Annotated in this window: 17 protein-coding genes and 1 pseudogene; 6 read left to right on the top strand and 12 right to left on the bottom strand. The window is 69.8% G+C overall.

Going from position 1 to position 19,558, the window contains the following annotated elements; translation table 11 throughout:
- Nucleotides 1-175: 175 nt before the first annotated feature.
- The 3 genes and pseudogenes from sitA5 to D7V88_RS13610 all read right to left on the bottom strand — a co-directional run.
- Nucleotides 176-1,189, bottom strand: a pseudogene (gene sitA5 / locus D7V88_RS13620) (SitA5 family polymorphic toxin); the annotation flags it as partial.
- A gap of 33 nt (nt 1,190-1,222) precedes the next feature.
- Nucleotides 1,223-2,563, bottom strand: a complete 1,341-nt coding sequence (locus tag D7V88_RS13615) for a hypothetical protein (RefSeq protein ID WP_120541067.1) — start codon at nt 2,561-2,563, stop codon at nt 1,223-1,225.
- Between the two features lie 134 nt (nt 2,564-2,697).
- Nucleotides 2,698-3,660 (bottom strand): LysR family transcriptional regulator, encoded by a 963-nt coding sequence (locus D7V88_RS13610; protein WP_120541066.1) that lies wholly within the window; start codon nt 3,658-3,660, stop codon nt 2,698-2,700.
- A gap of 94 nt (nt 3,661-3,754) precedes the next feature.
- On the opposite strand from D7V88_RS13610, the gene D7V88_RS13605 reads away from it, so the two are divergent.
- Together D7V88_RS13605 and D7V88_RS13600 are read left to right on the top strand one after the other, a co-directional pair.
- Nucleotides 3,755-4,639, top strand: coding sequence for an NAD-dependent epimerase/dehydratase family protein (locus tag D7V88_RS13605; protein WP_120541065.1), 885 nt, complete (start codon nt 3,755-3,757; stop codon nt 4,637-4,639).
- A gap of 44 nt (nt 4,640-4,683) precedes the next feature.
- A complete protein-coding gene (locus tag D7V88_RS13600) occupies nt 4,684-5,922 on the top strand; it encodes a hypothetical protein (RefSeq protein ID WP_120541064.1) in 1,239 nt (412 codons plus the stop codon).
- Between the two features lie 54 nt (nt 5,923-5,976).
- Here the strand turns inward: D7V88_RS13600 and D7V88_RS13595 are convergent, their stop codons facing one another.
- From D7V88_RS13595 to D7V88_RS13585, 3 genes are all read right to left on the bottom strand, one after another.
- Nucleotides 5,977-7,509, bottom strand: a complete 1,533-nt coding sequence (locus D7V88_RS13595; RefSeq protein ID WP_120541063.1) for a DUF1501 domain-containing protein — start codon at nt 7,507-7,509, stop codon at nt 5,977-5,979.
- Between the two features lie 5 nt (nt 7,510-7,514).
- Nucleotides 7,515-9,185: a DUF1800 domain-containing protein gene (locus tag D7V88_RS13590; protein WP_120541062.1), complete on the bottom strand. Its 1,671-nt coding sequence runs from the start codon at nt 9,183-9,185 to the stop codon at nt 7,515-7,517.
- A gap of 176 nt (nt 9,186-9,361) precedes the next feature.
- The gene (locus D7V88_RS13585; RefSeq protein ID WP_120541061.1) at nt 9,362-9,997 is read right to left on the bottom strand and encodes a TetR/AcrR family transcriptional regulator; all 636 of its coding nucleotides are present in this window, start codon (nt 9,995-9,997) and stop codon (nt 9,362-9,364) included.
- Between the two features lie 106 nt (nt 9,998-10,103).
- Between D7V88_RS13585 and D7V88_RS13580 the strand changes: the two genes are divergently transcribed.
- A complete protein-coding gene (locus D7V88_RS13580) occupies nt 10,104-11,093 on the top strand; it encodes an NAD-dependent epimerase/dehydratase family protein (protein WP_120541060.1) in 990 nt (329 codons plus the stop codon).
- A 31-nt stretch (nt 11,094-11,124) separates the two neighbouring features.
- Here D7V88_RS13580 and D7V88_RS13575 read toward each other — a convergent pair whose 3' ends face one another.
- Nucleotides 11,125-13,014 carry a chloride channel protein gene (locus tag D7V88_RS13575; RefSeq protein ID WP_120541059.1) on the bottom strand — a complete coding sequence of 630 codons (1,890 nt, stop codon included), beginning with the start codon at nt 13,012-13,014 and terminating at the stop codon, nt 11,125-11,127.
- Nucleotides 13,001-13,555 (bottom strand): MarR family winged helix-turn-helix transcriptional regulator, encoded by a 555-nt coding sequence (locus D7V88_RS13570; protein WP_120541078.1) that lies wholly within the window; start codon nt 13,553-13,555, stop codon nt 13,001-13,003. The genes D7V88_RS13575 and D7V88_RS13570 overlap by 14 nt, the downstream gene beginning before the upstream one ends.
- A 178-nt stretch (nt 13,556-13,733) precedes the next feature.
- Here D7V88_RS13570 and D7V88_RS13565 point away from each other — a divergent pair, with 178 nt between their 5' ends.
- Nucleotides 13,734-14,369, top strand: coding sequence for an NAD(P)-dependent oxidoreductase (locus D7V88_RS13565; RefSeq protein WP_158625079.1), 636 nt, complete (start codon nt 13,734-13,736; stop codon nt 14,367-14,369).
- A gap of 61 nt (nt 14,370-14,430) precedes the next feature.
- On the opposite strand, the gene D7V88_RS13560 is transcribed toward D7V88_RS13565, so the two are convergent.
- Both D7V88_RS13560 and D7V88_RS13555 read right to left on the bottom strand, forming a co-directional pair.
- Entirely contained in the window at nt 14,431-14,730 is a 300-nt protein-coding gene (locus tag D7V88_RS13560) for a hypothetical protein (protein ID WP_120541057.1), read from the bottom strand.
- 70 nt (nt 14,731-14,800) lie between these two features.
- On the bottom strand, nt 14,801-15,745 hold the full coding sequence (locus D7V88_RS13555; protein WP_120541056.1) for a LysR substrate-binding domain-containing protein: 945 nt from the start codon (nt 15,743-15,745) through the stop codon (nt 14,801-14,803).
- Nucleotides 15,746-15,868: 123 nt separating this feature from the next.
- On the opposite strand from D7V88_RS13555, the gene D7V88_RS13550 reads away from it, so the two are divergent.
- Nucleotides 15,869-16,783, top strand: a complete 915-nt coding sequence (locus D7V88_RS13550) for a DMT family transporter (RefSeq protein WP_120541055.1) — start codon at nt 15,869-15,871, stop codon at nt 16,781-16,783.
- Nucleotides 16,784-16,787: 4 nt separating this feature from the next.
- Here D7V88_RS13550 and D7V88_RS13545 read toward each other — a convergent pair whose 3' ends face one another.
- On the bottom strand, nt 16,788-17,597 hold the full coding sequence (locus D7V88_RS13545; RefSeq protein WP_120541054.1) for a class I SAM-dependent methyltransferase: 810 nt from the start codon (nt 17,595-17,597) through the stop codon (nt 16,788-16,790).
- Nucleotides 17,598-17,665: 68 nt separating this feature from the next.
- On the opposite strand from D7V88_RS13545, the gene D7V88_RS13540 reads away from it, so the two are divergent.
- On the top strand, nt 17,666-19,042 hold the full coding sequence (locus tag D7V88_RS13540; protein WP_120541053.1) for a HEAT repeat domain-containing protein: 1,377 nt from the start codon (nt 17,666-17,668) through the stop codon (nt 19,040-19,042).
- A gap of 11 nt (nt 19,043-19,053) precedes the next feature.
- Here the strand turns inward: D7V88_RS13540 and D7V88_RS13535 are convergent.
- Nucleotides 19,054-19,558 (bottom strand): ureidoglycolate lyase (locus D7V88_RS13535; protein WP_244238129.1); only part of this gene is annotated, 505 nt, incomplete at its 5' end.

Here is a 19,558-nt window from a genome sequence, read left to right as displayed (position 1 = left end):
CATCCGGGTTGAGGCGCGCGGACCAATGGTTGCCGAATCTATCTGTTCCAATGTGAGCTGATTCATCTTCCGCCAACTCCCGCAGCCATCGCCGATGAGTGGGCGTGTCCTGAAGATGCCCCGGTGCCTCTCGGAAGATGTGCTTCGTCCGTGCCTCCGGGATGACGATGGCCTGCTTTGATGTCGAGTCCCCGCTCTGTCCTCGGGCGGTCATCGCCACCGCCCCCGGAGCGAGTGCGATGGTGAGGGTTCCCGCGCTTACCGCCACCGAACCCACGTCACCGACAGCCGCGAGCCGAATCCCCGTTTGCGCTTCTGCCTGCACTGTCGCCAGTGTCGCACCGGGAAATGCTGGAACCTTCGTTGCCAGCCCCGTCGCCGTGTTGCCCAGCGCCGCCGTGGCCAGCATGGCGAACGCGCGTGCTGCATTTCGGCCCATGATCTTGCCGTACCGCTCTCCTGCTTCGCGGAGTTCGTTGAACGTCGTGGCCCTGTCGGCTGCCTCCACCAACTGACTGAAGCCCACGATGAGGCTCCTGAAGGTGTCGAATCCCATGTAGCCGATGAGCGTGACGGTCATCACCGCGGCGATTCCCTTGGTGAAAGGTTCGGGCACCGCGAGCAGGATCATGTACGTGGTCCAGGTCCAGAGGACCGCCGTCAACATGGCCTGGGGATCGGCCATGTCCTTGAATGCGCCCATCATCTCCTCCAGCACGATGCCCTGGGCCATCGCCATGGCTAGGGCGTAGCGCCCATCCCCCGTGACGGTAGGGCTCTCCACCAGCAGGCGCAGACAATCGCCGGTCCTGGCAGTTCGCTCGCACCAGCGAAGGTATGCCCGTGTCAACTCCACTTCGGTGCTGGATGGCTCGCCTTCCAGGTGTTCGCCCGGTCCAAGGGCGGTGATGCGACGACTGTGGGGGTCATAGAAATAATCCCCACTGCGTTGCTCAACTTCCATCAGATGTCGGGCCATTTCCTGCGGCCGTGTGGGTGGACGTATCGCACGGGCCAATGTCGCCACGGCAACCCCGAAGTCGTCTCGACTCAATTCAACCGACGTGGCCTTGGAGCGTGGCGTGAAGGCGACCGGCGTACCGTGGCCCGTGTGCAAATGCACCGTGCTTGTGGTGCTGCAACTGGCAAGCAACAGCGGCAGGAAGGCCATCAACCATCGTGATGCCATGAGGAGTCCTTTGGCGCGTTGTCGGTTTGTCGGCTACTCCCCGCGGAACGCGCCCGCGGAGATGACCAGCAACTCCACTCCCGATGCCGCCTTCGCACCGAATGGATCGAGGCGGGTGTTGCCCTGGAGCCGCAACGCAGCGTCATAGGTGGAGAACGCGTTGACGATGGCATCGGAGAGGACCGTGCTGTTGGCTTCGCCTGCCTGCAACGCGATGACACTCAACGCAGAGTCCAGCGTGATGAGCGCTCCGGCGCTGGCATTCACCGCGTCCTGGAACGTGAGCTGCGTGTCGGCGGTCACCCCGAGATGCGTGCCCACCACCGACGTTCGTCCGTTGAAGGTGAGCTGAGCGGAGTAGTTCGCCCAGGCCTGACTGGCGCCGCTGGCGAAAGGAGCCCCGGCCAGCCCGGTGCGAAGCGCGGTGGCGGCGGTGTCCGCCTGGGCCTTCGCCGCATCGGTGGCGCTGGCTGCCTCAAGGAGGGCCCGCACCGAGGCCTCGGTGGCGCGACCCTCCAGTGCGGCGGCCGACCGCACCGATGCATCAGCGATGCCGGAGCCCGCTGGCGCCTTCGCCTTCACCGAGAATCGAAACGCCACACCGGCTTCGCGCTCCGCCTGCTGCTCCTGCTGCGCGTTCGCTTCCTTCGTGGCTTCCCGCACCGCCGCGAAGAACGCGTCGTACGCCTCCGTGGAGGATTCCCCGCCCGCATCCAGTGCCGCATCGAGCTTCGCGGCCGCCTCCTGCGACACGCTGAAGAGGTACTCACGGTTCACGAGGGAGCCCGCCCTCGCGTACGCCTTGAGTCGCGTGTCCTGCGCCGCGCGCATCGCCGCTGCGAGCGCCTTCACGGAACCCGCCTTCATTTCATCGCTCGCCTCGCCGCGCACCGCCGCCGCCTGCTCCGCGTTGATCCGCGTGCGCAGGTCCACCGTGTCCACGCTCGCAGGCGAGGTGCCGTCCTTCACCATCCGCACGAACACCTCCGCCTCCAGCGAGGACTCCGTGTTGATGGGAGGCGCGGTGCGCGTGTCCTCTCCGGCCGCCGGCTGCGTGGAGTCCAGCAGCGCTGAAGCCACCGTGACGCCCTTGGCGTCCACCGCCTCGATGACCATCCGGTCGTACGTCGCGTCCAGCTCCAGGGTGTAACCGCCACCAGACTCCACGTCGGCCTCGGCCAACTGCTTCAACGCGCCGTCCGTGCCCACGAGGCTTGCGCGGACCTTTCGCGTGGCGGTCACCGTCCCGTCGCCGCCCAGCGCGGGCTTGCCGTCGGTGAGCCCCTGGGCCTGATGGCCTCCGCCCAGGGTGACGTGGCCCCGGACCTTCACGTCGCCGCCACCACAGCCGGCCAGCAGCCAACATCCCGCCACACCCAGAATCCATCGAGCCGTGAGACACATCCGCATGTGTGGACAACCCCTGGCCGGACGGGTTCGCCACGGCGCGCGCAGGACTCTAACAAGGCGCGGACACCCGGCCTCAACCGCACGAAGACACGACACCCCTATCGCTTCGCCGCTCCACCCACGGCAGGCGCCGTGCCCTTCCTCGCCCGCCCGCGTGCCGGCGGGGACGTCCGCGTCTCCGTCTCATGGAAGGCCCCGGACACGAAATCGACGAAGACGCGCACGCGTGGCGACAGGTGCCTGCGCTCCGGATAGACGATGTACACGTCGGGCCCGGGCGTGTGCACGGTGGTGAGCAGCGCCTGGAGCCGTCCCTCGGCCAGGGCCTGCTCCGCGACGAACTCCGGGATGCGCGCGATGCCCACGCCCTCCAACGCCACCGCCAGCAGCGCTTCGTTGTTGTCGGACGCGAAGGGACCGGGCACGTCCACCGCGACTCCATCCAGCCGCCAGGGAACACGCTGTCCGTCCCGCAGGTACGCAAGACACGCGTGGCGCTGGAGGTCCGCCACCTTCCGGGGCGTGCCGCGCCGGCGCAGGTACGCGGGCGACGCGCAGATGACCGCGCGCGACTCCCCCAGCCGCTTGCGGATCAACCTCGCGTCCGCGCTCTCTCCCATGCGCAGTCCCACGTCCATCCGCTCCTCCACCAGATCGATGAACCGGTCCGTGAGCCCCAGCTCGCATTCGACCTGCGGATACGCGGCGAGGAACGCGGGCAGCCGGGGCACCAGCCAGTGGCGGCCCAGGTCCATGGGCGCGGTGATGCGCAGCGGCCCCCGGGGGCCTTTCGACTCGCGCAGCTCCCCCTGCGCCGCTTCCAACTCCGCCACGATGCGCTGACCGCGCTCGAAGAGGGCCAGTCCCTCCGGGGTCGGCTGGAGCGTCCGCGTGCCCCGTTGCAGGAGCAACACCCCCAGGCGACCCTCCAGCCGGGCCACCGTCTTGCTGATCGCGGACGGGGACACACCAAGCGCGCGCGCCGCCGCGCTGAAGCTGCCGGTCTCGAGCGTCCGCACGAACGCGCCCAGCCCGGCGAGTGGCTCCTGGAGGAGGGTCATTCGCGAACTCTAGGAACAGGACATGTGCCCGACAAGCCACTACCCGTCCAGCGGGGAACAATGCAGGTTGTGATTCCTCTCACAGGAGCAGGTCATGAAAGTCTTCGTGTTGGGCGCGACGGGTTACATCGGTGGGTCGGTGGCGGTGCGATTGATGGCTGCGGGGCACCAGGTCGTGGGCACCGCCCGGACGCAGGACAAGGCCCGGGAACTGGAAGCGCGAGGCATCCAGGCCACGGTCGCCTCGTTCGACGACGTGGACGTGCTGACGCGGCTGGCGAAGGAAGTGGATGCCGTCATCAACGCGGCGTCCGCGGATGACCGGAAGACGGTGGAGGTGCTGCTCGCCGCGCTCAAGGGCTCCCACAAGCACTTCATCCACACCAGCGGCTCCAGCATCGTCGCCACCGATACCGGCGGCACGCTGACGACGCAGGTGCATGACGAGGACATGCCCATCGACCCCGTCCCGGAGAAGGTGGCCCGCATCGCGCTGGACACGCTCGTGCTGGACGCGAAGAAGGACGGCATCCACACCAACGTCATCTGCCCGTGCCTCATCTATGGCAAGGGTCTGGGCCTCAACCCGGACAGCGTCCAGTTGCCCCCGCTCATCAAGTACGCGCGGGAGACGGGCACCGCGCGCTACATCGGGAAGGGCGAGAACGTCTGGTCCAACGTGCACATCGAGGACCTGACGGACCTGTACCTGAGGGTGCTGGAGCGCGCGCCGGCCGGAACGTTCTATTTCGCGGAGAACGGCGAGGCGAACTTCCGTGACGTCGTGACGGCCATTGGCAAGCGCTACAACCTGCCCGTCGGCAGCATGCCGGTGTCGGAGGCGGAGAAGCTCTGGGGCGTGGAGCTGGGGCGTCTGGCGCTCGCGTCCAACAGCCGCATCCATGCGAAGCGGGCACGGGAGCTCGGCTGGAAGCCGCACCGGCCCTCGGTGTTCGACGTCATCGCGGAATCGAAGTAGCCACCCTGGCGCAACCATCGCGGCCGGGCGGGGTTGTGGAGGGCATGACCCGACGACCCCTGCTCCTGGCCTCGCTGCTGTTCACCACCCCTGTCTTCGCCTTCGGCGAGGACCTCTGCTTCGCGGCGAACGGCACCGCCCCGCTCAACTGTCAGCCATTGCCCGCTGGCTGCGCGCCTGGAGACGCCTCCACGGCCTGCAAGTCGGCGGCGCTGTCGGCCGTGGCGGACGCGAAGGGCCAGTCCAACGGGGGACGCAGCCTCGTCCACGTGGACGCCACCTATGTCCTGGCGCAGGCCGTGGGCTTCACCCCCATCAGCGCGTACTGGATCGCCGCCTACGACGAAGCGACGGACCTGGGAACGTTCGCGCCGCGCACGCTCACGGGCGCTCCCGCGACGGATGCGACGGCCCTCACCACGAAGTCCATCAGCGGCGTCACCCGGGGCGACTTCGACCATGGGGGCGTGCTCTTCCACTTCGTCACCCCGCGCAACGGCGGCGCCGCGTACCCCGACCCTTCCGTGGACGGCCTGCACCCGGACGCCACCGACACCGACGAGGTGCTGCTCGCCAACCTCCGCCCCTGGGCACTCCAGGGGCAGGGGGCGGGACGCGGCTGCACCGGAGGGCTGACGGTGCCGACGTCCGGTGGCAACTACGCGCTGGGCCCCTTGTGCTACCAGTGGAACAGCCAGCCCGGCGTCGTCAGCGGAAGCCTCGCGGCGGTGGGCCCCTTCGCGGTGCCGTTCAGCGCCCCCACCGGCCCCCAGGTCATCGACGTGGGCACCGGCGTGCTGTCCACCGGCTTCGACGCGTACATCGGAACGTATGCCGCCGAAGCCCGGGCGGGCATCTACCTGCACACGCTGGCGGACCGCATCTCGCACCACGTCTGCACGGACGCGTCCACGAGCACGGGCCCCGTGGGCCTGCCGCGCACCTTCACCGTCGACATGTCCAACGCCGAGTGCGTCCAGACGCTGCACGTGCTCCGCCATGTCTGGGAGACGGGCACCGACTTCTCCGCGCTCCCGGCGCGTGAGCGCACCACGGAGGCCGCGCTGGACGAGGTGTTCGACGCGCTCCTGGAACTGGCCACCGCGCGCGGGCTGGCCTCCGGTCCCACCTCCCAGACGCAGGCCTTGAAGACCCAGCTCGTCGCGGAGCTGTCCGCCGCGCTGGAGACCTACGACGCCCAGGACCGCGCGCTCGCGGTGCGCGACGTGGGGTGCGACCGGGGCTATGCCGTGCTGCCGGGCATGCCCGCCTGCGTGCCCTGATGCAGGAAGGCCGCGAGCCGAAGGGGCCCGCGGCCTTCCCTGGCCTCACGGACCTCAGTCCGCGAGCATGAAGCTCAGCTTGTGCCGCTGCGCCAGCGCCGGGAAGTTCCGCGCGATGGCGTCCTGCACGTAGCCCGCGAGGTTGGGGAACACGTAGTCCCGGTCCTCGGCCGTGTTCAGCCCCAGCCACGCGGCGAGCGTGTAGCCGTACTGCTCCACCGTCACGGCGGGAATCCAGCGGCCCTTGTCGTCCGTGGACCCGTCGAGCGAGCCGCTCAGATCCATGGACGGGAAGGCGCCATAGAGCTTGTTGCCCGCCACGCGGTTGCCCATCACCAGCGCGTGCCCGCCCCAGGCATGGTCGGTGCCCCGCTCCACGTTCTCCTGCAGCGTGCGGCTGAAGTCGCTCATGGTGAAGAGCGTGGACTGCGGCGCGTTCGCGCCGAAGGCCGGGTCGGTCTCCAGCAGGTTCATGGCCTGCTGGAACGCATCCAGCGCGAAGTCGAGCTGCGCGAGCAACTCAGGCTGATCGACATCCTGGTTCTGGTGCGTGTCGAAGCCGCCGAAGCCCACGGAGAACACCTGCCGCTTCAGGCCCAACCCTCCGGTGGCGGCGGGAATGGCCCCCGCGACCAGGTCGCGCACCACCTGGTAGAGCTGGGTGTGCAGCGTCCACCGGTCCTTGCCCACGGGCGTCGCGAACAGGGTCTCGATGCTCGCGCGAGTGCCCGCGGCGATTCGTGTCCACGCGGCGTCACGAGCGGCCGCTCTCGCGGTGGCGAACGTCTCGGCGGTGCTGAAGACGCCCGCGTAGGAGCCCTCCAGCGCCACGCTGTCCTGGATGGCCATTACGTCCCGGAGCGCCTGCTGCTGGAGCGCGTCGAAGGGCGCGTCCCCCACGGCGCGGAACGCGAGCGTGCCGTCGGAGGCGACCATCAGCGGCTTGCGCTCGGCGCCGACGGTGAAGCGCGGCTTGCCACCGAAGGACGTCACCTCCGGGTAGTCCGGTGGGGTGCTGCTGTTGAGGATGTGCAGCTTGTCCGCCGCGCGCCCACCCCAGCCCGTCACCTTGATGTCGGACGTCACCGTGCTGGTGGTCGGGTTCGCCAGCGCGCTGGCCCAGGCGTCCTGCTGGTCGCTGTGGGAGAAGAGGTTCTCCGGCAGGTTCAGGCTGGCCGTGTAGTCCGCCTTGGTCAGCGGCTTCACGAGCGGGCCGACGTTGCAAACGAAGGCCGCGCGGCCCGCGTTGAAGTGGTCGCGCACCTTGGTCAGCGACGGGTGCAGTCCATAGGCATTGGTCTGCGCCTGTCCCGTCGGGTTGATGATGAGCAGGTCGCCCAGGGGGATGCCCACGTTGGGCCGGGCCGCCAGGTAGTTCGCGTTCTGGGCGCCCAGGCGCGGCACGAGGACGTTGTTGCTGTCATTGCCGCCCAAGAGGAAGACACAGACGGCGACACGGGAGCCGGCGTAGCCACCGAGCGTGGCGGCGTGGGCGTTGCCCATCCAGCGGGGCATGGCGGCGGCGGCGGCGAGGAAGCCCAGGCTGCTCGTGGCCCCTCGGAGGAACTGGCGTCGATTGGTGGTCATCGAAGTCACCGCTGGACCTGGAAGGAGGGGGAAAGCGAGGTGAGGTAGAGGGCGAGCTTCTTCCTGCGCAGCACCGGTCCCGCGTTCGGATCCGCGAGCGCGCTCAACAGCCGCGTCCTCAGGGCCGGGTCCATCGTGCCGTGCAGCCAGTACTGGCCCAGCCAGTCCACGAGCGCGGTGGCGTCCGACGGCACCAGGTTGTAGTCCACCGTGATGCCCGAATTGGCCGCCATGCCCGAGTAGAGGAACTCGTGCACGAAGTTGGCGCGCGCCGTGACGGTCGCCGTGTCGAGGATGGCGAACTCGGGGCCGAGCAGGCCGTCCGTGTCGGGAGCCGGCGCGTTGGGCGGGTAGTAGCTGAAGACAGACGGCGAGCGCGTCACCCACTGGCCCAGGCTCTTGCTCCAGGTGCTCAGCCGGTTGCCCGGGTCCTTGTTCAGGTCCAGCGTGGGCTCCAGCCAGCGAACCGTGTTGGTGATGAACAGCGCGGGCGAGCGCAGGTGGCCGAAGCCGGGCCGCAGCGTCTGGGGCGGCTGGGCGCCGCGCGCCTCGGTGTCCTCCAGGATGGCGCGCACCACCTCCTTCAGGTTGCCGCGGTCGCCTTCCTTCGCGAACACGGTGGCCACGCGCTTGACGTAGGCCGGCGTCGGATTGCTGGTGACCAGGTGCTGGATGAGCTGCTTGCTGATGAAGGGCGGGACGTTGGGGTCGTTGAAGACGTTGTCCAGCGCCTCCGTCAGGTGGACCTGCGCGGTCGCGTTCGCCGTGGTGGAGAAGTTGCGCAGGAGCTGCTTCGAACCTTTGTCGTGGTTCACGTCGCACGCCATCATCGGCTGCGTGTAGTCCGGCGTGGTGATGGTGCCGCCCTTGGCGGGGCACGCGGCGGCCTTGTAGGTCCACCCCGACAGCGTGCTGGCGAAGGCCTGCACCTGGGCCTCCGTGTACGCGGGCTTGGGCTCTCCCGTGACGGTGTCGTACTGCACCGTGCCGTTCATGTTCAGCTTGTGCAGGCCCAGCGTGAAGAGCTGGAGCATCTCCCGCGCGTAGTTCTCATTTGGATCAATGGGATTGCCGGCCCCGTTGAACGCGCGGTTGTTGACCATGTCCAGGTAGCGGCCCATGGCGGGGCTCTTCGTCACCGCCTCCATCAGGTCGCGGAAGTTCCCGAACGCGTGCGACGACAGCAGGTTCATGTACCCGGCCATCGCCGTCTTCGGATCCGAGTACGCCGTCCGGGTCGACTCCGGGATGCCCAGTTGGGATGCGACCATGATCTGGCTGAGCGCGAACGCCACGCGCAGCCGCAACTGGTCCTCCCCGGCGACCGCGCGCAGGAAGAATTGAGCGCCCAGGTCCGGGGCGGTGTCCGCCCCGCTGAACTGCGCGGCGGGCTGGAGCGCGAACTGTTCGGTGAGGGAGGTGGGGATGCCCACCGCCATCACGTGCTCCACGGTGCCCACGGGCGGGGTGGTCGCGGTGCGCGCCAGGCGCGGGCCGAACGACGACTGCTCCAGGAAGCGGATGCTGTTCGCCTCGCCGGGGGTTTCGTTCGAATCCACCGCCTGCTGGGCTTCACCCAGGACCTGTTCGGCGGGGGGAGACTGTTCGGGGGGGCCATCAGCCCCTGTGCAGGATACGGCGCACAGGGCGACGGCCAGGGCGGTGCGACGAAGCATCCGGATACCTCCTGGAACTGCGGGAAACGACCCCGGGAACGTCGGGGCCGCGACGTCGCAGCGGATTCTAGGAGATTGATAAATTCAGTTAAAGCGGTTTTTTCTGGTAGTGTCGGAACCATAGGACTCCGGAGGTTTCCGGCCGCCCTGGGAGGTTCGCTGAGAAGCCGCCTGCCTCAACGGGAGCGCCGGGCCGGTTTCGCGGGAGGAGGCGCCGGCCGCACCAGGCTGGTGACCAGGGTCTGTCCCAGCACTTCCGCGGGGGCGCCCTGGAAGCCGGAGCAGGTGAGCTTGAGGCTGACGATGCCGTGCAGCCCCGCCCAGAACACCTCCGCGAGCCGCGCGGGAGCGGTGCCCTCCGGGGTGCGGCCGGCGGCCTCCAGGTCCTCGAACACGCGCACCAACACGCCGAAGGACTGGGGACCCGCGCCTTGCTTCGCGTCCTGGAACAGGGCCTCCGACAGCCGGGCGTCCTCCATGAAGATGAGGCGGTAGGTCTCCGGCTGCTTCAGGCCGAACCCGAGGTAGGCCTCCGTCATGCGCGACAGCCGCTCCACCGGCTCCACCACGCGCGCCGCGGGCTCCAGCGCCGCGAACAGCTCCTGGAAGCCGCGCACGCACAGCTCCCTCGCGATGGCGTCCCGGTTCTCGAAGTGCAGGTAGAGCGTCGCGGGCGCGTACTCCACCGCCTCCGCGAGCTTGCGCATGGACAGGGCGTCGAAGCCCTCCTTCATCACCATGTCGCGCGCCACCTGGAGGATGTGTTCGCGCAGCTCCGCCCGCTGCCGTTCCTTCCGCTCCGTGATGCCCATGTTTCAAGGGTAGGACTTGACGGAGCGAACGACCAGCAATAAATGAACGGTGTTCACAGAACGGTGTTCAGGATTCTGATGGCCGTTCATTTCCAGGGAGAGCGACATGGCGGACGACACGGTGGCGTTGTTCGGTGCATCGGGCGTCATTGGGCAGGGTGTGGCGCGAGCGCTCCAGGCGCAGGGCCGGAGCTACCGGGTGGTCGGGCGCTCGGCGCAGGGCCTGCGGCGGGAATACGGGGCGGATCCGAAGGCGGAGATCGTCGCCTGGAACCCGGAGGAGCCGGCGTCCATCCGTGCGGCGGCGCGCGGCGTGCGGACCCTCATCTACATGGTGGGGGTGAACTACTGGCAGTTCCACCTGCACCCGGTGCTGATGCGCCGCACGCTGGACGCGGCCATCGCGGAAGGGGTGGAGCGGGTGGTGCTCATCGGCACGGTGTATCCCTACGGGCTGCCGCGCACCGAACGCGTGACGGAAGCGCACCCGCGCGAGCCGAACTCGTACAAGGGGCGCATGCGCAAGGAGCAGGAGGACCTGCTGCTCGCGGCCGACGCGGCGGGCTCCATCAAAGGCACCATCCTGCGGCTGCCTGACTTCTACGGGCCGGGCACGGATCGCAGCTTCCTGTACCGGGCCTTCGCCGGCGCCCTGAAGGGCAAGCGCGCTGGGCTCGTGGGCCCGCTGGATGCGCCGCACGAGTTCGTCTTCGTGAAGGACGTGGGCCCCGTCGTCACCGCGCTGATGGAGGAGCCGCGCGCGTACGGACACTTCTGGAACCTGGCGGGCGCGGGCGTCACCACGCAGCGGCAGATGGTGCAGGACATCTACGCGCAGGCGGGCAGCCCCGCGAAGATGATGACGATGGGCAAGGGGATGGTGCGGTTCGCGGGCCTGTTCGACCCCTTCATGCGGGAGCTGGTGGAGATGTATTACCTGCTGACGAACCCCGTGCTGATGGACGACTCCGCCCTCAAGGCGCTGCTGGGCACCGTGTACAAGACGCCCTACGCCGAAGGCATCCGCCAGACGCTGGTGGAGATGCGCGAGCAGCAGGCGAAGGCGCATCCGGCGGCCGTCCCCGCGACGACGTGACGGCCGTCATCGCGCCGGGCCTGCGGAGGCGTCAGGCCGGGTGGGGTGTCGGGGGCCGTGGGGCGCCCAGGCCCCGCTCCCTCCGGTGGGCGTTGTCCCGGCGCTGCCGGTGGCCGGCGAGCAGGTCGCTGCGGGTGAGGATGCCCACGAGGTGGCCGGGCCGGTCGCGGGCCATCACCGGCAGGCGGCCCACGCCTTCATCCATCATCAGGTCCGCCGCCTCGCGCAGGGAGCTGTCGTCGAAGACCACCGCGGGAGGGCGCTTCACCAGGTCCTTCATCCGCCGGACGCCCGCGTCCTGCCCGTCCAGCAGATCCCTGCGCGTCAGGACACCCAGGAGCACGCCCTCGGCGGAGACGACGGGAAAGCCCTGGTGGCGCGAGCCCGCGGCGTCGGACGCGAGCCAGGCGCGCACGGCCTCCACGGGCTGCTCCGCCTGGAGGGTCACCACGGGCCTCAGGCCATGGTCGCGCACGAGCGCCTGTCCCAGGGCATCCGCGCCCAGCTCCGTGGGGATGCGGCCTCCGCGCCGGGCCAGCTTCTCCGTCATGATGGAGTGCCGCATGAGCAGCGCCGACACGAGGTAGGACACCGAGCAGCCGGCCAGCAGTGGCAGCAGGCCCAGCGGCTGCCGCGTGGTTTCAAAGGCAAACACCACCGACGTCAGCAGCGCGCGAGAGGCCCCCGCGAAGAGGGCGGCCATGCCCACCAGCGCCGCCACGCGCACGTCCACGCCCAGGGCGGGGAAAAGGTGCGCGGCCAGCAGGCCCAGGCCGGAGCCCAGACCTCCGCCGAGCGTGAACAGGGGCGCCAGCGTTCCGCCGGACGTCCCGCTTCCCAGCGCCACGGACCAGGAGATGAACTTCAACGCGCAGAAGGCAAGCATGGCCATGCCCACGAAGCGGCCCGACAGGATGTCCTCGATGTTGGTGTAGCCCACGCCCAGCGTGCGCGGGGACAGCCACCCCACCACCCCCACGACGATGCCGCCCAGCGCGGGCCACCACATCCAGTGCAGGGGGAGCTTCTCGAACGCATCCTCCAGCCAGTACACCGCCCGCGTGCACAGCACGGACGCCATGCCCATGACGACACCCATCACCCCGTAGAAGGCGAGCGCGCTTCCGGAAGGCGTCACGAGGTCCGGGATGGCGAAGGCCGGCGCGCCCCCCATGAAGGCGATCCGCACGCCGGTGGCGGTGGCGGTGGCCAGCGCCACGGGGATGACGGAGCGGGGCTTGAACTCGAAGAGCAGCAGCTCCACGGCGAGCAGGACCGCGGACACCGGCGCGCCAAAGGTGGCGGCCATGCCCGCGGCGGCGCCCGCGGCGAGCAGTGCCTTGCGCTCGTCGGCCGTCACATGGAGGCCCTGGCCCAGCAGCGACCCCAGCGCGCCCCCGGTGGCGATGATGGGGCCTTCCGCGCCGAACGGGCCGCCCGTGCCGATGGCGATCGCCGCCGACAGCGGCTTGAGCAGGGTCATCCGGGGCGGGATGCGGCTCTGGTTGTACAGCACCTGCTCCATGGCCTCGGGGATGCCGTGGCCCCGGATGGCCCGTGAGCCATGGCGTGCCATCAGGCCCACGACGATCGCGCCCAGCACGGGAACGATGATGACCCAGGCGCCCAGCGTGTTGTCCCCGGGAGACGCCGGCTGCACGGACAGCCGGCCGAAGAAGGCCAGGTTCGTGAAGAAGTGGATCAGCGAGCCCAACCCCTGGGCCACGAGCGCCGCCACGACGGCGAGCACCACCGCCATGGCGCTGATGAACACCGCGCGGCGGTCCACTGATTCGTGAAGGCGGGGCGCTCGCAGGTTCGCGAGCGCGGGGCCCATGGACGGGGCCACCGGGAGCTGGGCCCGTGCCTGGGGCCCTTCTCCCACCGCTTCCTCGATGCGTTCCACGTCAGGCTTCTTCATCGGTGTGCTCCCGCGACTTGCGTTTGTTGGAAGGGCGCGCGGCTTCGTCCTCGAAGAAGAGCGTGGGCACGTCCCCCTCCAGCCCCAGCTCCCGCACCCAGGCCTCCAGGCCCCGCACCAGGCCGGTGCGCACGCGGGGCTCCAGCTTGCGCAAGCCGGAGATGAGGCGGGCCTGAGCCATGGGAGGCGCCTTCTTCAACAGGGCCCGGCCCGCGGGCTCCAGCGACACCTCCACCCGGCGGCCGTCCTCGGGGGAGCGGCTGCGGCGCACCAGGCCCTGCTCGATGAGCTTCGCCACGACGACGGACACGCTGCTCTGATGCGTGAGCGTGCGCTCCGCCAGGGCGTTGATGGAGCAGGGCCCGGCCTCCGCCAGCTCCTGGAGGATGAAGAGCTGGGCACCGCTGATGCCCACCAGCCGTTCGGAGGCGCGCGCGGAGACCCTCAACACGCGCACCAGCCGGCGCACGCCCTCCATGGCCGAGCGCACCTCGCCGGAGACAGCGGACGGTGGCGTGGGTCGATTTGAATGGGAGCCCATATATCTCCCCAAGCTACGGGCCCTGGTGCGCGGGCACAAGCGAAAGCGCTGGGCAGGCACGACAGCCGGGGGACCGGGCTTCTGTCGGGACGCGGGCCCGGACCCGGGGTGGGGACGCGGAACCCTGGCGGTGTGGGAGGCGCGGCGTTACGGTCCGCGCCCAGGGAGGGGCAGCGACATGCGAATCGTGGTCATCGGTGCATCGCAGGGAACGGGAGCGCTCGCGGTCCGGACTGCGTTGGAGCGGGGGCACGCGGTGACGGCCTTCGCGCGCAGTCCGCAGAAGCTGGTGCTGGAGCACCCGAAGCTGACGCGGATGAAGGGGGACTTCCACCAGCGCGCCTCCGTGGAGGAGGCCGTGCAAGGACAGGACGCGGTCATCATCACCGCGTCCGCGACGCAACTGAAGGCGTTCAAGGAGAACCCGAACTACTTCAGCCAGGGCACCGGCCTCGTCATCGACGCGATGAAGGCGCACGGCGTGCGCAAGCTGTCGGTGCTGAGCGCGATGGGGGCAGGGGAGAGCCAGTCGCTCATGAACGTCGTGGTGCGCACCCTGGTGAGGTCGTTCATCCTGAAGCTGCCCTTCGAGGACCACGACCGGCAGGAGCGGCTCGTGCGCGACAGCGGGCTCGACTGGGTCATCGCGAGGCCGGGCCGACTCACCGACGGGCCCGCGCGCGGGCGGTACGTGGCGAAGACCGCGGTGGAGAAGGTGCCCTTCGCCATCTCCCGGGCGGACGTGGCGGACTTCCTCGTGAAGGCCGTGGAGGTCGACACCTGGGTGAAGCACGCGGTCCAACTGGGCGGCTGAGGTTCACGCCACGCCGCGAGGTCCGGCCGTGAAGCCGGGCCTCGCGAGCGGAGGCCGCGACTCAGATCTGCTCGGCGGCCTGGTTCTCCTCGCTGCAGACCTGAGGGGCGTCCGCGTCCGCCGCCTGCCGGGCCTCGTCCGGCGTCACCGATGCCGTGGGCTCGGAGGGCGCGACGACGCTCAGGCACGAGCCCGGATCCCAGGCCCCACACGTGGTCCAGCGATTGAGGGCGGCACACCGCGTGTTGCACGACTCCGACCAGCAGATGTCATCACACTGCGGCGGCAGGGCAAAGGCAGCCGTGGGCGCGAGGGACAGGACAGCCGAGACCGTCAGCAGGGACTTCATCAGCGTGCGCATGCGTGCTCCTTTTGAGGGGAACTGCGTGGCCAGTGTGAACGCTTTTGATGTCTGTTGAAAGGTTTGACAGTCATTGCCGAACTTTCCGGCGTGACGGTGCAACGCCTTGCGTCGGAGTGGCGCCGGGGTCGGGCTGTCCTGGCTGGGTTAGCAGCCATTCGATGAACGCGCGCGCGGCTGGGCGGGGCTTCCGGTGCGACGGGACCACGACGAAGTAGCTGAAGCGCGTGGGCACGGTGGGCCCGGGGAGGCGGACGAGCCGTCCGTCCGCGAAGTAGGGCGTGACAATCTTGTCGCGGGCGAGCGCCGCGCCCAGGCCCTGTACCGCGGCCATCAGCGCGCCGGTGCTGTCGCTGAAGCTGTAGCGCTCGTTGAACCGGGGGGCTCGTACGCCCGCGGCCCGGAACCAGTCCTGCCAGCCCTGACGCGACAGGTCGGCCACCAGGGGCAGCTTCGCGATGTCCGCCGCTTCGCGCACCTGCTCGAAGCCGTCCAGCTTCGCGGAGGCCACGGGAAACAGCGCGTCCTCCATCAGGGGCTGCGCGCTCAGCCCTGGCCAGTGCCCCTGGCCATAGCGGATGCCCACGTCCGGGCCGCCCTCGTCGAAGCGTGTCAGCGAATGCTCCGTGTCGACGTGGAGGCGGACGCGTGGGTGCGTGGCGGCGAAGCGGGGCAGGCGCGGCAAGAGCCACGCGTACGCCAGCGAGTGCAGGGTGGTGACGCGCACCACGTCGTCGTCCGCACGCGAGCGGTGCAGGGCGCCCAGGACGCTGTCCATGTCCGCCATCGCGTTGCTGGCGGCATCCGCGAGCTGCCGGCCCTCGGCGGTCAGCGACACGCCGCGCGCATGGCGTTGGAACAGCACGATGCCCAGCCGTCCCTCCAGCTTGCGCACGTGGTGGCTGACCGCGCTGGCGGTCAGGTGCAGCTCCTCCGCCGCATGGGCGAAGTTCTGGTGGCGGGCGGCGGACTCGAAGGCCGCCAGGGCGGGAAGCAGATCCGTGCGCAAGGTCATGGTGGAGCCTCAAATCTCGCTCGTGGCTGACCCGGAAAGTATGCGCTTGTGGAGGGAGGGGGGTAGGCGTGAATAAAGGCCCAGGCAGCAGTCAGGTTCATTCCTCCCGTCAGGGGACCCGCCATGAGCGTTTCCGGTCTCACCCATCCACACCCCGTTTCACCCTCGCTCACCCGAGCGTGGCTCACCCCGCTCGAACTGGGAGGGCTGGGCGCCGTCTGGGGCGCGTCCTTCATGTTCATGCGCATCGCGGCCCCGGCGTTCGGTCCGCTGCCGCTGGTGGAGCTGCGGCTCGCGCTGGGGGCCCTGGTGTTGATGCCGTTCCTGTGGCGGGCGCGTTCGTCCTTCGGGCCCGGCCTGTGGCCGAAGCTGGCGCTGGTGGGCGTGCTCAACTCGGCCATCCCCTTCGCGCTGTTCGCCTGGGCCGCGCGGCGTGCGCCCGCTGGCGTCGGCGCCATCACCAACAGCATGGCGGTGCTGTTCACCGCGCTGGTGGCGTTCCTCTTCTATGGAGAGCGCATCGGCGTGAAGCGGGCGGTGGCGCTGCTCACGGGCTTCGTCGGCGTGGTGGTGCTGGCCAGCGGCAAGGCGGCGGGGGAGAGCATCGCCTGGGCGGCGGCGGCCGGGACGCTGGCCGCGTTCCTGTATGGCATTGGCGCGAACATGGTGCGGCGCCACCTCACCGGCCTGCCCGCCGCCGCGGTCGCGGCCGCCACGCTGAGCTGCTCCGCGCTGCTGATGCTGCCCTTCGCCATCGCCACGTGGCCGGCGGAGCCCATTGGGGTGAGGCCGTGGCTGGCGGCGGCGTCCCTGGGCATGGTCTGCACCGGCTTCGCGTATGCCGTGTACTACCGCCTCATCCAGCGCATCGGCGCGGCGCGCGCGGTCTCCGTCACCTATCTGGTGCCGTTGTTCGCGGTGGCCTGGGCCTGGCTGCTCTTGGATGAGCCGCTGACGCCTTCCATGCTCATCGCGGGCACGCTCATCCTGGGCAGCGTGGCGCTGGGCCAGCCGCCCGCGGCACGCAAGGCGACGTGAGGCGTCAGGTCCGCTCGAACTTCCAGATGCGGTAGCCGTCGCGCACCGGGCGCAGGAGGTGGCGGAGGATGAACGCCGGCACGCGCTGGCCCGCCAGCTCCGCCGAGCGAAGGGGGACGGAGGTGGCGGACGCGGGCGTGTAGCCGGCCTCCAGGAAGACGGCCTCGGGCGTGTCCGTCATGTCGTGGAAGAACGCGCCCATGTCGGTCAGCACCGCGTACAGGTCACGGCTGTACTTGTTCTGGAAGGTGGCCCGCATCAGGTCGCAATACACCACGTGCTGGGGAAACACGTCCCGGAGCACGGCGAGCATGTCCCGGCGCTGGGCCTGCGTCAGGTACATGAGCACGCCCTCCAGGATGATGTGCGTGCGCCGCGAGTCCCGGTACGGCGCCAGCCGGGCGGCGAGCGACTCCGTGGCGAAGTCGATGGTGATGCGCTCCAGGGGGTTCTTCGCCTCCGCCGCCGGGAGGCTCGTGTCCTTCTGGGTGATGATGCTGGCGTCGTCGATCTCCAGCCACCGCCCGCCCCGCAGCCGGTAGGCCCGCGTGTCGAAGCCCGCGCCCAGCACCACCACCCGCGCCTGGGGCTGCTTGTCCAACTCCTCCTGCACGAGCGTGTCGATGATCTGATGCCGCGCGGCATTGCTGGCATTGGGCTGGGTGAAGGACTTGAAGCGCTCCCAGACCTGCTTCGCCTCGTCGTTCATGAACCGCGCGGCGAAGGTGTCACCGCACAGGGGGCGTGGCTTTCGCGCGTCCGCCACCCGGCAGCCCAGGGTGTAGTACGCGGTCTTCGATACGGCGTTCGCCATGCGTGCCCTCCTTGAAACGCACCCGAAGCTTGCATGAGATGGGTTCTTTTCCGAAAGGAAGGTCCGGAATGAGGGTCGTGATGACGCTGTGCATGGCCGTGCTGGGCACGGGCTGTGCGCATTCCTCGAAGGCTGCGGGCCCGGAGCAGGGCGCCCGGGCGGAGACGCTCACGGCGTCGGCCGAGCAGTCCTACGAGGCGCTGGATTTCCCGCGCTGCGCCGAGGGGTTCCGCGCGGCCGCGGCAGCGGACACGGACGGGGCGGCCCGGGCGGAATCCCTCTATCGCGCGGCGGGATGCGACGCGCTCGCGGGCAACACGCAGGCGGCGGTGGAGGTGTTGCAGCGCGCGGTCCAGGGCGGCTACTTCGACGCGGATCATCTCCAGTACAACCCGGAGCTGGCGCCGCTGCACGCGCTGGCGCCGTGGGGGGACATCGTCGCGCAGGCCCGGGCCAACCTCCAGAAGGCCCCGGAGCCACCGCTCCCGGTGCCCACGCTCGCGGGCGTGGATACCTTCGGTTCCCGGAGGGCGGATGTGGAGGCGGTCCGCCGGGTGATGGGCTTGGAGGTGGGCAAACCCATCGTGCACAGCGGCGCGCTCTTCGCCCAGAAGGAGGCCGCGCTGCGCAAGCAGTTCAACCTGGCCTTCGCCAGGGTGGGGATGAGCATCTTCTTCGCGTCGGAGCTGAAGGGCAGTGCCTTCGTGACGGTGGACCTGGTGGACGCCGAGGACGCGGCCCGGCTGCGCTTCCTCCCGGCGCCCCAGGGCCATCCCACGGATCCCGAAGGACTGCTGGCCCGGTGGAACGCCTACTTCCAGCGCGTGATGCCGCTTCAAATCCATGGACAGCTCGACCCGGAGACGTCCGTCTGCCAGGTCGCCCACTGCATTGGAGGCTTCGGTCATCCGGACCTCGCGGGCTATGAGCCGGAGTTCCTGGAGAAGGTCCCGAAGTCGCTGGACGCGTTGACGGCGGTGCTGCGCGAGGACGCGAACGAGGAGCACCGGGCGGCCGCCGCGTTCCTGCTGGCCTATGCGCCCACCGCGCAGGAGACCGTCCGGCGCCTGGTGCCCTCCATCCGCGACCCCTCCTCGACGGTGCGCAACAACGTGCTGCGCGTGCTGACCGCGACGCAGGAGGTGGCGAAGGAGCCGCTGCTGGATGTGGCCACGGTCGTGGATGCGGCCTCGATGCCGACGACGAGCGACCGCAACAAGTCCCTCTTCCTGCTCTCGTACCTGCTGGAAGACCTCTCACCGGAGGCCCTGAGAGCGCACCGGGCCGGGCTCATCCGTCAGCTCGGTGAGAGCCTGGTCGCGATGGCGGCGCTCCAGCAGCCCATCAACCGGGAGCCCGCGGTCGAGGTGCTGGAGCGGCTGTCCGGAGAGAAGCACGACACCGCCGAAGCGTGGCGCGCGTGGCTCGGGAGCCAGCCGAAGTAGGGCGCTGGGCTTCAGTCCCCGACGCGCACGGAGACGGGGGCGGAGAACTGGCGCACGACGCAGTCCTCCGCGGTCCCGTCCTCCCACGCGAGCATCGCGAACTCGGCGGGGGCGTCGAGCGCGATGATGGGGTGGTGCCAGACGCCCCGGTGGTAGTTGATGCCCTGGGCGGGGCCGCAGACGAACGCGACGAGCCCGTCCAGGTCAGGGCCGCCCGACGGCGAGGTCGGCGCGACGCACACCAGGAACCGCGAGCAGCGCATGGGCAGGAACGCCTGGCTGGAGCGCGGGTGGTGTTCGAGCAGCTTCACCTGGAAGGGCAGGGGCTGCGGCACCGACCGGAACACCGCGAGGTTGGGCTTCGCTCCCGCGCGGTCGCTCTCCAGCTTCGCAGACCAGTCGAAGCGCACCGCCGTGCCCTGGTTCGCGGACGCACCGCTCTTGAGGCCGGCGGACACGACGTCGCCGAAGGGCGCGAAGGCCTCCGGCGTCAGGGGGCGCGCGACGATGGAGCGG

The sequence above is a fragment of the Corallococcus terminator genome (genome assembly GCF_003611635.1).
GTDB classification, from domain to species: Bacteria; Myxococcota; Myxococcia; order Myxococcales; family Myxococcaceae; genus Corallococcus; species Corallococcus terminator.
This window is presented reverse-complemented; position numbering and strand designations above follow the sequence as displayed.